Genomic DNA, 12,356 nt, shown 5'->3' on the forward strand with positions numbered 1-12,356 from the left:
TGTCGAGTACTTCTCGAAGAATTGCGCCTTCAAGGAAGTACTCATAGTCGTCACGGATAACCTGCTCCGGGACCTTAGACAGAACGTCTGAAACGAGACAGACATCTGAATCTGCTCTCCACGGACGTCGCGCGCAAATGATCTTGTCCGTCTGTCTCGTCGAGTTTCCGAATGACGTCGATCAATCGCATTCTTTTCTTCTCTGGTCCCATCTTAGATTTCGACGAACCGCCAAAAAACAAAAACGGAGGCTACCAGGCCTCCGTTTTCCATTCGCTATTCACAGTTCGCTATTCGCCGCTCAGCTCAGCCGCCCTGCCGCGTGCGCGAGCAGCGTGTAGACGAGCCCCGTCTCCGAGGTGAGGTGGCCGCGCAGCGCCTGCGGCCCGCGATCCTCGCGCGCGACTTCGTCCAGGAGCCGCTCGAACTCGGCGACATAGCGGTCGACCGTCTGCTTGAAGCCGCGGTCGGCGCGGTATTTGCGCGCGACTTCGTCGAACGCCTTCTGGCCGGCCGGCGTGTAGAGCCGTTTGGTGAACGCCTTGCTCTCGCCGCGCTGATATCGGTCCCACATTTCGGCGGCGAGGTTGCGGTCCATCAGCCGGCCGATGTCGAGCGACAGCGACTCCAGTGGATTGGTGGCGGTCTGCGGCGTACGGCCACGGGGAGGTTGTCCTGCACCGGCGTCGGTGCGGTGGAGCAGGTCGGACAGCCATCCGTCGCGTCCAGCGTCCTGGCTTGCCGGCGAGACCGGCGGGGCCTCGGCGCGGCGCGCGGCCGGCCCGCCGAGATCCGGCGGCGGCAGCGTCGATGCGCTGCCGGCGTCGCGCATGCGCACCTCGTTGCGGCCGCCGTTGGCGGCTGCCATCAAGGGTTCTTCCTGGCGCTGCACGCTGGCGCGACCGGAGGTCACGACGTCGAGGCCGCGGCCATGATGGGCGACGATCCTGTTGAGCTCGGCGAGCGCCTCGATCTGGTCGACGATCACCTTGCGCATCTGCGCGGTGTTGTCGGCGGCCTCCTGCGGCATCTCGAGCACGCCGCGGCGCAGCTCGTTGCGGGTCGCCTCGAGTTCGTTATGCATTTCGGTGGCCATCTGCTTCATGGCTTGCACCATCGAACCGAACTTCTCGGTCGACTGCTTGAACATCGCATCCGTCTCATGGCTGCTCTGCTGGTACAGGTCGTTCATCGCATGGAGGGTCTGCTGCCGCTCGTTTTCGGCGGCAGTGCGCACTGCTTCGAACTGGCGGCTGATCGCTGCCGATCCGGCGCCCGCGGTTTCCGCGACCACGCGCGCGATATCGCGGGCGCGCTCTTCGGCCGCGGCGAGCGATTCGTCGAGCAGGCCGGTGAAGCGCGACAGGCGCTGGTCCAGGTCGGTGGTGCGCAGGTCGATGGTGGTCACCAGCGATTCAAGCTGCGTCTTGCGGTCGGCGACCGAGGTCGTCGTGGAACGGTTGGCCTGTTCGACGATGCCGGCTGCATCGACCAGCTCCTTGCCGTGCTTCTCGAACTCGCTCGACAGTGCGCCAAGGTCCTCCAGCGCCTTCGAGGTCTTGCCGTTGAAGACGGTGAGCTGGTCTTCCAGGGTCTGCGTGGCGATGCCGTTGCGGGCGGTGACGTCGTTCATGGCGGACACGAAGTCGGCCACACGGGTTACCAGCGCGCGTTCCAGCGAGTTGAGATTGTCGTGGGCGCCGGTCAGCACTTCCTGCAGCAGGATGTTGCCTTCACGCAGCCGTTCGAACAGCGCCACCGTATCGGTGCGCAGGATCTTGCTGGTCTCCTGCATTTCGGTGACGGCGGCGATCGAGACCTGACGCGACTGGTCGATGGCCGAACGCGACGCCTGTTCGAGGTCCTTCAGCGACTTGGCTACCGCGCCGGTGGCGAGGTCGCCCGCGGTCGTGATCGTGCGCGCGACTTCCGAGCCGTGGGTCGACATCGATTGCGAGAAGGCCTGGCCGCGGGTCTCGATCGATTTCAAGGCGTCGGCGGTGACGCGGTCGATGTCGGTCGTCAGTTGCGTGCCTCTGGTGCCGAGCGCCTCGACCAGCGAACCGCGGCGGCTGTCGACGATCTGCGCCAGACGGTCGGTCTGCTGCTGAACGTAGGTGACGATTTCGTCGGTTTTGCCGGTCATCGTCGAGCCGAAATTGCTGCTCGCGGCGAGCACCGAGCGTTCGATATCGGCCGAGGTCGATTTGACCTTGGTGCTGACCTCGTTGGTGGCGGCGATCAGGGCGCTCTGCGCGTTCTGCGCGGTGGTCTGGATGGTATCGGTCGTGCTGGCGGTGACGACGCCAAGCGAACGCTCCATGTCGGCGGCGATTGTCTTGATCTGGTTCGCGGCGTCGGCGGAGGTCGCGGAAAGCGAACTCTGGGCTTCGCGCGCGGTGCCGAGGATGGAGGTGGCGGTGGCCGCGCCGACCGCGGTCAGCGTGCGTTCGACATCGATCGCCAGCGACTTGACGTGGCTGGCGGCTTCGGTCGACGCCGTGATCAGGGTGTTCTGCGCTTCGCGGGCACCCGTCGTGATCGACTCGGCGGTGGCATTGCCAGCCATCGAGAGCGAGCGTTCCACGTCGGCGGCGAGCGACTTGACCTGGCTCGATGCTTCGGCGGACGCGCTCATGAGGGTGCTCTGGGCCTCACGGGCGCCTGCCGTGATCGACTCGGCGGTCGCCGTTCCGGCGATCGAGAGCGAACGCTGAACGTCAGCTGCGAGCGACTTGACCTGCGTGGCGGCCTCGGTGGAGGCGGCGACCAGCGTGCTCTGTGCTTCGCGGGCGCCTGCGCTGACGGCCTCGGCGGTTGCGGTTCCTGCGATCGACAGCGAACGCTCGACGTCGGCTGCGAGCGACTTGACGTGGTTTGCCGCGTCCGCGGATGCGGTCACCAGCGTGGTCTGCGCCTCACGCGCGCCGGCGAGAACCGACGCGGCCGTGGCGTCGCCGGCCGCCGAGAGGGTGCGCTCGACGTCGGCGGCGAGAGACTTGATCTGCGAGGCAGCCTCGGAGGAGGCCGACACCAGCGTGGTCTGGGCACCCTGGGCGCTGGTGAGGATCGAAGCGGCGGCGCCGGTGCCGACGGCGGTGAGGGCGGCTTCGACCTCGGCCGAGGTCAGTTTGAGTTGTGCGCCGACATCGGAGGAAACCGTCAGCAGCGCTTGCTGCGCGGTGCGCGCGCCGGTCTGGATGGTCTCTGCAGTGTTGACGACGAGATTGGTCAGCGAACGCTCGGCGTCCTCGACATGCGATTTGATGCCGGAGGACAGCATCTCGGCGCGCGACATCAGGTCTTCGCTGGCCTGGCGGCCGCTGCTTTCGATCCGGCCTGCCACCGCCTCGATGCGCGAGCCGAGCAGATCCTCGAATTGCGCCACGCGGGTGTCGATGTCGCTGGCGACGGCGCCGACCCGGGTCTCGATGCCCTGGTGAATTTCCTGGAACCGCGCCTGGATGGTGTCGGTCAGATGGGCGCTGCGGCCGTCGATGGTTTCCGTGACGTTGGTAATGCGATGGTCAACCGCCGCAATCGCCTGCGCGGTGCCCTCGGTCAGCGAGGAGGTGAGGAGGGTCAGCCGCTGGTCGATCGATTGGATCGCCTGCGCCGCACCGTCGGTCAGCGTGCCCGCCAGCGTGCCGAGGCGGCCATCGATGGTTTCGGTGACCGATTTGGCGCGGGAATCGAAGGTCGTTTCCAGCGATTTCAGACGGCCGTCGATGGTCTCGTCGAACGACCTGATCCTGCTGTCGAGCGAGGTGTCGAGGCTGTTGACGCGGGTGCCGAGCGTGGTTTCGAATTGCAGCAGGCGCTGATCGAGTGAAGCGGTGATCTCGCCGCTGTTCGCGACCAGCCGGGTGTCGAAAGTGTCGACGTAATTCTTCAGGCTGTCGGATATCTCCTGGGTCCGCGCGCCCATGCGCTCGACGATATCGCCGCCGAAGGTTTTGACGGTGCGATCGAACTCGGAGATATGACGCGTGATCAGCGCGCCGAGCGTGCCGCTGTCGCGGGCGAACTTTTCCGCAAGCTCGCCGCCCTGGTTCTTCACCAGTTCGTCGTAGGCGCTCATCTGCAGCGCGAGGCTGTCATGTGCGTTTTCGGTCTGGCTGATCACCTTGGCGACCAGCGTGTTCACGGTCACGTCGAGCGCGTCGCTGGCCTTGTCGCCGGAAGTGAGGATGCGGCTTGCGAGGCGGTTGCCGGCATCGTCGATCTTGCCGACGAGATCGCCCGAGCGCAGTTCGAGTTCGAGCAAGAGCGAGTCGGAGGAATTCTTCAGGGAGTCGTGGACCTGCTCGGTGCGGTCGGAGATGCCGTCGACGATGGTCGAGGAGCGCTGCTCGAATTCGCCGGTGATGCGGTCGATGCGTTCGTTCAGCATCTCGTGGACGCGATCGGCGAGATCGACGAACTCGTCGTGGACGTGGCCGGTCTTGAAGTTGAGGCTGGTGGTCAGCCGCTCGGAGGCGTCGAGCACGGCGCGCGTGGTCTCGGCGCTGGCTTCTTCCAGGCGGTCGAGCAGGTCGCCGCCGCGCTCGCCGAGCGCGAGGATCATGTTGTCGCCGGCATGGCTGAGGGCGCTCGTGATATGCTGGCCGCGCTCTTCGAGCGCACCGGTGATGCTTTTCGCGACCTCGTCGACACGCGAGGCGATCGCGTCCGAGATCAGCGCGATGTCGTGGCGCAGGTCGATCTGGACGCCGGAAATGGCGCTGCGAACCTGCTCGGCCTGGCCGACCAGATTGTCGCGCTGATGGGCAATATCCTGCAGCAGCGCGCGAATTCGCACCTCGTTGTCGGAATAGGCGCGCTCGAGGGCTGCGACTTCATTGGCGACCAGCGTTTCCAGTTCGCCGGCGCGCGCGATCGCGCGCTCGACGCCGTCGCCCATCGCTGCGACTTCGCGGCGAATCGCTTGCCCTACGGTCACCATCGAATCGGCGGCGGCGCCCTCGGGCTCGGAGAAGCGGATCGCGACCTGCGCCATCGACTGCGCGATCATCCGCATTTCCTGGCCGCGCCAGGCGAGGCTCGCGAGGAAATAGAACAGCAGCACCGGCGCAAAGAACAACGCGGCAAGGCCGGCCAGCACCAGCACGCCGCCGCTCTGTCCGATCGCCGCCTGCAACGCGGGCAGGAAGCTGACGGTCAGCAGGCCGCAACCGATTACCCAGACGCCGCCAAACACGGAGGCAAGCGTGTAGACGCTGCGGGCAGGGCTGCCCTTCTGGATCGCCTGCAGAATCTGTCCGATGGTTTCGCGATCGTCATTGGCAGCGCGACGGGGGCTGCGCGGCTCTTCGATCGAATCGAAAACCGGCCGCTCGGCGCTTCCGCGCGTGTCAAAAGACATATCGGAATAGGGCGGCGGGGCCGACGGACCGGTCTGAGGGGCGAGTTCGTTGCCAAGCGAATTTCGATTGGTGTCGACGCTCGTATCGCTGATGTTGAGCGCTTCCTGAATGGCAGACAGCGCGACTTCAGTGGGATCTTTGACCTTCTTGGGATTGTTCGCCATGTCAGCCGAGCCCTCTTAACTTTGTACGCACCCAGCCGTTCTCGCAAAAACCCGCAAGCTCGAAGCTGGATCCATAACCCCCCGCGGACGCAAGCGCACCCGCCGGCCGCTTGTCCGCACACATCCTTAAAACATCCTATTGGTTGAGCGATACGAATGAAATGGCCGCGATTAAGACATTCTTAATCATCGTTAACAGCTCTGTTCCATAAGTTCTTAGAGATGCACAGATTTCTGGAACCGAATCGCAGATCAAGGCTGGTTGCCGGCTAAAGTCGGGCGAAATTGCGGCCAATTCTGAGAACGTTCCGTTAACTGTTGCCGTGGTTGGCTGGCGGAAAATGCCCTTCCGTAGAATCACTGTGTCGGGCGATCCGGACCTCAAGTCATGTCGCTTCACCTCGAACGGGTAGAATGGATGCCGTCGCCACCGCTGGCTCCCGACGACGGGCCGATCGATTTCGAGCATCTCCAGCGCATGACGCTCGGCGATGCCGCGATCGAGCAGGAGGTGTTGACGATATTCGCGGCCCAATCGGCAAGACTCGTGCACACGCTCGCTGTCATGCCTGCGGATGCCAGCGCGCTGGCGCATACGCTCAAGGGCTCGGCCCGCGCGATCGGCGCTTTTACCGTCGCCGATGCCGCAGCCCGGCTGGAGGCGGCCATCGCCCGAGGCTTCGATGCGTCCGCTGCGCTCGCCGAGCTCGGCGAGGCGGTTGCAGAAGCGCGGGCGGCGATCGAGGCGGTTCTGCGCAGTTCCTGAGCGGAAAGCGGTCCGTATCGGCCAAAATCCCGGCAAAGTGCCGCCTTAAGGTTTTCGTCCCGACCGCTGGCGCTGTGCGGGTCGACCCGTTATAGGACTGCCGGGACCTTTACCTATTCCGGCAGCACGAGCGATCATGGCCAAAATCCACTTTGTCGACCATACCGGCGAAAAACGAACCATTGAAGTCGAGAACGGCGCGACCGTGATGGAAGCCGCGATTCGCAACGCCATTCCCGGCATCGAAGCCGAATGCGGCGGCGCCTGCGCCTGCGCGACCTGCCACGTCTATGTCGAGGAGCCGTGGCGCGAAAAGGTCGGCGCTCCGACGCCGATGGAAGAAGACATGCTGGATTTCGGTTTCGACGTGCGGCCGAACTCGCGCCTGTCGTGCCAGATCAAGGTGAGCGACGACCTCGACGGTCTCGTGGTGTCGACACCGGAACGGCAGGCCTGAGTCCTAAAAATTATTCAGCGCGATCCGGTGTTGGCGGTCTCGGCGAGATGGTCGTCGACCGCATATAGCGCGCAATCGGCTGCGTACTCCGCGCAGGCGGTGAGGGCAGCTTCCGCAGCTTCGCGCGTCGAGCGGCGCCCGCCGCGGAAAGCGAACGCTCCCTTGGGCGAGACGGCAAAGGCCCGGTGCGGGCTCGTCGAGAGATAATCCGCAAATCCCGCGCGCCCCTTGTCGCGCAATTGCGGCGGTGGCGGCATCGGCGATCGCGCCGGCATCGCGGCGATATCGCGCGTTCCCAGATTTTGGTCGCGCAGGAAGCTGTCGACCATCGGCGTCCAGAGCGATATTCCGCGCGAAAACAGCGAATGGCCGTCATCGCCGAATGGCGGGACATCGATGAATTGGGCCCGCCCGCCGGCGCCGGTGAAGGCGGTGTACATTCGGCGCACCAGTTCGGGCCCGAAGAACTTGTCGTTCTGCGCGTAGATCCACAGCGTCGGAATCCGCGACGTCTTGCCGAGCGTGGCGAAGGCGCGAACCAGCGCATCCTCGTCGCAGACGTCATTGTCGGCGCGCGAACCGCGGCCACCGGCAAAGTTGATCGCGGCGGCGAGCCCCGGCGGCGCATCGGCGGTCAGCGCCAACGACGCGAAGCCGCCGGCGGAGACGCCGACCGCGATCATGCCATTGGTCGAAACGTCGCTCCGGCTGCGCATGGCCTCGATCGCCACGCGCAGATCGCTGGCCGACTGCGATGCCGCACGCAGATATTCGCGCCTGTCGCACGGGCCGCTGCTCTCGGCATATTGGCCGCCGGAATCGCCGTAGCCTCGGCGCATGAAGACCAGCGCCGCAAAGCCGCGACGGGCGAATTCGAGGGCTTGCCGATAGGATCCATACGGCGACGTCGGCGCCCGCGCCGACCCCTCGCGTGGGGTGCCGTGGCTGATCAAGGCGAGTGGGTAGCGGCGCGTGCCCGACGGCCGCAACAGCATCGCTTCAAGCCCGCGCGGGCCCGCGGCCTCCATCGGAATACGCAGGTCTTCCCGGTGATAGTCCACCGCCGCGGCGGGCTGCATCGCGATGCCGACGATCAGTGCCGCCAGCATCGCCGCGCGCGTCATGCCGGCTTTGCTCCGCGGCGAATCCAGCGCTGAAAATTCGCCAGGATATCCGGCGTGAGTGGCATCGGCTTGCGCGTCGCTTCGTCGAGCAGCACGGACACCGATCGCGCTGAAGCTACGCATTTGCCCTCGGAGAACACCACCTGATCGAACGTGACGGAAGTCCGGCCGAACTTCACGACGCCAAGTCCCATTTCGATGGTACCGGGCCAGCGCAATTCGGCGCGGAAATGCATGTCGAGCCTGACCATGATCCAGGTGACGCCGTCCGGCATCAGCCCGTAGCTGCGGTCCTTCATCAGCGTGACGCGGCCGGTTTCGAAATAGGTGGCGTAAACCGCGTTGTTGACGTGCTGGTTGGGATCGAGGTCGGCAAATCTCACATTGTCCGACAGGCGATAGGGAAAATCCTCCAGGCGCGGGGTCGCGTCGGGACGCAAGGGGGCGTTCACGGGGCCATCTCCGAAAATCTCGTTCCCTTACAGCCCACTTGTCGAATGACGGCAAGGGGTTGCCGCCGTCATGAACGCCATATTATGGCTTTCCTGATGCCGCCGGGTTGGCTAGACAGATGCAGCCTTCCCGCCAGGTTCAACCGAAAAGAAGCTGACATGAGCGAAGCGATCAAAACCGATGTGCTGATTATTGGCGCGGGTCCGTGCGGCCTGTTTGCCGTCTTCGAACTGGGTCTCTTGGACATGAAGGCGCATGTGGTCGACATCCTCGACAAGATCGGCGGCCAGTGTGCCGAGCTCTATCCGGAAAAACCCATCTACGACATTCCCGGCATTCCCTTTGTCACCGGCCAGGGCCTGACGGACGCGCTGCTCGAACAGATCAAGCCGTTCCATCCGACCTTCCATCTCAACGAGATGGTGGAGACGATCGAGAAGATCGGCGATCCCGGCTTTCGCGTCACGACCGATGCCGGCCAGGTGTTCGAGTGCAAGGTGGTGGCGATATCAGCGGGTGGCGGTTCGTTCCAGCCGAAGCGTCCCCCGGTGCCGGGCATCGAGGCCTATGAAGGCAGCTCGGTGTTCTACGCCGTGCGCAAGATGGAGCAGTTCCGCGACAAGAACATCCTGATCGTTGGCGGCGGCGATTCCGCGCTCGACTGGACACTCAACCTGCATCCGATTGCGAAACGCGTGACGCTGCTGCACCGGCGCGACGATTTCCGCGCCGCGCCCCACAGCGTCGAGCAGATGCGCGCGCTGGTGGCTGGCGGAAAAATGGATTTGAAGATCGGTCAGGTCACCTCGCTGGAAGGCGAGGGTGGCAAGCTTTCCGGGGCCGTGATGAAAGGCAACGACAACGCGATCTCGAAGGTCGAGTGCGATACGATGCTGCCGTTCTTCGGGCTGACCATGAAGCTCGGTCCGGTGGCGAACTGGGGCGTCGCGCTCGAGAACAATCTGGTGCCGGTCGACACCGCGGCGTTCGAGACCAATATTCCCGGCATCTTCGCGATCGGCGACATCAACACCTATCCCGGCAAGCTCAAGTTGATCCTGTCCGGATTCCACGAAGGTGCGCTGATGGCGCAGAAGGCGCACCGCTACGTCTATCCGGACAAGCGGCTGGTGTTCCAGTACACCACCTCGTCGTCGAGCCTGCAGAAGAAGCTCGGGGTCAACTGATTCCCAAAAAGCGACAGTTGGGCTCGCGGTGCTTTACCGGGGTGCTCGGCGATCCTCACTGGAACCTTCCGCGAAATGGCCTTAGTCTGCGCCCATTCATTTAGGCGATTGATCAGGTGATGACGATGCGCAAGCTGACCGGACTTCAACTGATACTCCCGATCGTGATCGGGCTCACGTTTGCCGGTGAGCTCGCTGCCCAGACGGCGGAACCGTCTGCTTCCGGCCTGTGGCAGAAGGTCGAGAAGGGCAAGCCAGTCGGCTGGTTTCTGGTGGTCGATCGCAACGGCGCCTTTGAAGGCGCGTTCGCCAAGCTCTTTCTCGAGCCCGGCGATCCGCCCAATCCGGTCTGCTCGAAGTGCACCGACGATCGGAAGGACGCGCCGTGGCTCGGACTCTCCTTCATTCGCGACATGAAGCGCGACGGATTGAAATACGAGAACGGCAACGTGCTCGATCCACGCGACGGCAAGATCTACAAGGCCAAGATGACGCTGAGCGCGGATGGGCAGACGCTGACGATGCGCGGCTATCTCGGCATCTCGCTGCTGGGCAAGGATGAGGTCTGGACCCGTCTGCCGGACACGGAGTTGGCGCAGGTCGATCCCGCGATCATCGCAAAATATCTGCCGGCGCAGGCCGCGGCGATGAAGCCACCAGCCGCTCCGGCAAAGGCCCCGGCGGCGCCCAAGAAGGCTACGGCGCCGGCTCCCGCACACCCACCTGCACCTGCGCGCTAGATTTTGATTTGACGCGTTTTCCTGACGCGAACCGGTCTCTACTTCGCTGGAAAACGCTCTAGTAAAGTCCGCCGGCTCTGCCCGGTGGCCGCGGCGCGTCCGGAGCAACTGGTATCGGCGGCACCGGCTGCGAGGTGACATCAGGCACGCCCGCATCGAGCTGCAGCGCGGCGGCGGCGGCCGGCACGGCGGCATCGGCCATCGCAGCGTGGCCCTCGGCGCTCGGATGCACCGCGCCGCCATAGACTGCCGACAGCACGCCCCAGGTTGCGTCATGGATGTCGGCCGGCTGCTGCGACGTCGGCAGCCCTTGGGGGTAGGTCATTGCTGAGAAGTAGCTGTCATTGGCATCGCGGATCCAGCGCGCGCGCGGCAGATAAGCGCGATACTCGCTGGCGCTGCGGCCGCACAGCATCGGCTGGCTGGCGGCCGAGACGATATCGGGATCGAAGCTGTCGCCGGTCGCCGAGAAGCACTGCCGGTCGAATTCGGGATCGCTTTCGGCGCGCGCGCAAAAGCCGTGGTTGGCAAAGCTGGTCTGATGGCCATCGACGAAGGTCATGCGGTCGGTACGCGGATTGCGGCACAGGATGCCGCCCTCGCACAGCGCCAGCCCTCTCAACTGCGGCAGGAATTCGCTTTCGACGAAGTTCGACACGGCGGCCAGCCGCTGCGGCTGGGCGTTGAAGGAGGGATGAATGTCGAAGCCGGCGCGTCCGCCGGGGCAGGGCGCGCCGCCATTCGCCACCGTCGGATTGGCGTAGGAGGTGTAGACCACCCGCGACAGGTCGCCGACCAGCGGCTTCAGCGCTTCGCGAAGTTTTGCAAAGCCCTGCGGCAGGTCCCGCGTCATCGCACTGCGTGCGTCGTCCACCGAGGCCATCACGCCGCTGCGCCGAAACAGGGCACGTTCGGTCGCCGTGTCCACGATCACGTCGGCGACGAGGCCGGAGAAATAGATGTCGTTGGCCCCGACCGAAAGCAGCACCAGGTCGAGCTTGCGATCCGGCTGGCGGCGTTTCGCGGCGGTGAGGGCTTCGCGCAGTTCGGCCAGTTGCCCGTTGATGGTGCCCTGGCACGCACCGCCCGATTTCGACGGCAGGCAGTCGCGGGCGCGCTGCGAGCCGAACAGCCCGTCGGCAATGGTGGCGCCGGTGCAGGCCAGCGGCAGATAGGTCACCGCGACGTGCGGATATCGTACGGCGAGCGCCAGTGCGGTCCGCGTCTGATAGCTGTAGAGCGAACGGTGGCAGGCAGGATTGAACCAGAGCGCGCTCTGGCGCTGCCAGACCGTCAGCGAGTCCGGCGCCTCGCATGCGCGTCCGCCTTTATAGCCTGCGCGGCTCGGACGGTAATATTGCGCGGCTGCCGTTCCGAGATAGGAGCGGAAGCAAAAGCCTTCGTCGGACAGCGCAATCGGCCGGTCCGGATTTCCTTCGCCGGAAGCGACGCTGTCGCCGAGGCCGGCGATGAAGATATCGCGCACCGCGATCTCGGTGAACACGCGCTGACTGCCTTCCGAGCTGGACATATCGACGGTGGCAACCGTGGTGCGGCCGTCGCGGACCCTGATGTTGACCGGCTCGGCACAGTCGAAGGTCGACGTCTGCGGGCCATCGCCATCGTCGAACGTCCAGGCGCAGGTGGCGCCGACCGGAACCGGGCCGGTCAGCCGGGCGACGATCGGATGATCGATCGGCGTCAGATAGCTTTCCTTGACGTTGTCGCGGCTGCACGGCTCGCTGACGCGGCCGGCGAGATCGATACAGAGCCGGTTCACGGTGTTGCGCGCCCAGCCGCGGCCGTCGCTCTGGATCGCCAGCAGTTGCTCCGAAGCCAGCACGCTGCGACCGCGGCCGCTTTCGGCGTGCAGCAGGAAATCCCGTTCCTCGCGGAACAGGCGGAAGCGGTTGCGCACCTCCCAGGAAATCTGCAGCGGCCCATAACCGGCGGCGCTCTGGGCTTGCGCAGCGGATGTGGATATGCCGGCCAGCGCGCCGGCAACCAGCGCGACCGACAGCATCGAACGTAGGAGAATTCCAAGCATGGCGTCGTTTGACGTTAGCGGTAAGGCAGAAATAAGAGAATGAGGCCGCTCT

At 64.9% G+C, this 12,356-nt stretch carries 8 protein-coding genes; 4 read left to right on the top strand and 4 right to left on the bottom strand.

What is annotated here, in order from left to right:
* Positions 1-301: 301 nt before the first annotated feature.
* Complete coding sequence (locus ACVWVY_RS20275) at positions 302-5,530, bottom strand: apolipoprotein A-IV repeat region-like domain-containing protein (protein ID WP_456628042.1); 5,229 nt, start codon at positions 5,528-5,530, stop codon at positions 302-304.
* 388 nt (positions 5,531-5,918) lie between these two features.
* Here ACVWVY_RS20275 and ACVWVY_RS20280 point away from each other — a divergent pair, with 388 nt between their 5' ends.
* Together ACVWVY_RS20280 and ACVWVY_RS20285 are read left to right on the top strand one after the other, a co-directional pair.
* The gene (locus tag ACVWVY_RS20280; RefSeq protein WP_456628043.1) at positions 5,919-6,296 is read left to right on the top strand and encodes an Hpt domain-containing protein; all 378 of its coding nucleotides are present in this window, start codon (positions 5,919-5,921) and stop codon (positions 6,294-6,296) included.
* A 136-nt stretch (positions 6,297-6,432) separates the two neighbouring features.
* Positions 6,433-6,753: a 2Fe-2S iron-sulfur cluster-binding protein gene (locus tag ACVWVY_RS20285; RefSeq protein ID WP_247516240.1), complete on the top strand. Its 321-nt coding sequence runs from the start codon at positions 6,433-6,435 to the stop codon at positions 6,751-6,753.
* 14 nt (positions 6,754-6,767) lie between these two features.
* Here the strand turns inward: ACVWVY_RS20285 and ACVWVY_RS20290 are convergent, their stop codons facing one another.
* Both ACVWVY_RS20290 and ACVWVY_RS20295 read right to left on the bottom strand, forming a co-directional pair.
* Positions 6,768-7,877 carry an alpha/beta hydrolase family protein gene (locus ACVWVY_RS20290; protein WP_456628044.1) on the bottom strand — a complete coding sequence of 370 codons (1,110 nt, stop codon included), beginning with the start codon at positions 7,875-7,877 and terminating at the stop codon, positions 6,768-6,770.
* Positions 7,874-8,329 (bottom strand): acyl-CoA thioesterase, encoded by a 456-nt coding sequence (locus ACVWVY_RS20295; protein WP_456628045.1) that lies wholly within the window; start codon positions 8,327-8,329, stop codon positions 7,874-7,876. Before ACVWVY_RS20295 ends, ACVWVY_RS20290 begins: the two co-directional genes overlap by 4 nt.
* 159 nt (positions 8,330-8,488) lie before the next feature.
* On the opposite strand from ACVWVY_RS20295, the gene ACVWVY_RS20300 reads away from it, so the two are divergent.
* Positions 8,489-9,517: an NAD(P)/FAD-dependent oxidoreductase gene (locus tag ACVWVY_RS20300; RefSeq protein WP_456628046.1), complete on the top strand. Its 1,029-nt coding sequence runs from the start codon at positions 8,489-8,491 to the stop codon at positions 9,515-9,517.
* Between the two features lie 125 nt (positions 9,518-9,642).
* Positions 9,643-10,257 carry a DUF2147 domain-containing protein gene (locus tag ACVWVY_RS20305; protein WP_456628047.1) on the top strand — a complete coding sequence of 205 codons (615 nt, stop codon included), beginning with the start codon at positions 9,643-9,645 and terminating at the stop codon, positions 10,255-10,257.
* A gap of 58 nt (positions 10,258-10,315) precedes the next feature.
* Here the strand turns inward: ACVWVY_RS20305 and ACVWVY_RS20310 are convergent, their stop codons facing one another.
* Complete coding sequence (locus tag ACVWVY_RS20310; RefSeq protein ID WP_456628048.1) at positions 10,316-12,304, bottom strand: hypothetical protein; 1,989 nt, start codon at positions 12,302-12,304, stop codon at positions 10,316-10,318.
* Positions 12,305-12,356: the final 52 nt, after the last annotated feature.

This window comes from Bradyrhizobium sp. URHC0002 (assembly GCF_054059515.1).

Excerpts from the sequence above, each read along its gene's own strand:
- ACVWVY_RS20275 (WP_456628042.1), bottom strand. The coding sequence starts at position 5,530 with ATGGCGAACAATCCCAAGAAGGTCAAAGATCCCACTGAAGTCGCGCTG.
- ACVWVY_RS20280 (WP_456628043.1), top strand. The coding sequence starts at position 5,919 with ATGTCGCTTCACCTCGAACGGGTAGAATGGATGCCGTCGCCACCGCTG.
- ACVWVY_RS20285 (WP_247516240.1), top strand. The coding sequence starts at position 6,433 with ATGGCCAAAATCCACTTTGTCGACCATACCGGCGAAAAACGAACCATT.
- ACVWVY_RS20290 (WP_456628044.1), bottom strand. The coding sequence starts at position 7,877 with ATGACGCGCGCGGCGATGCTGGCGGCACTGATCGTCGGCATCGCGATG.
- ACVWVY_RS20300 (WP_456628046.1), top strand. The coding sequence starts at position 8,489 with ATGAGCGAAGCGATCAAAACCGATGTGCTGATTATTGGCGCGGGTCCG.
- ACVWVY_RS20305 (WP_456628047.1), top strand. The coding sequence starts at position 9,643 with ATGCGCAAGCTGACCGGACTTCAACTGATACTCCCGATCGTGATCGGG.
- ACVWVY_RS20310 (WP_456628048.1), bottom strand. The coding sequence starts at position 12,304 with ATGCTTGGAATTCTCCTACGTTCGATGCTGTCGGTCGCGCTGGTTGCC.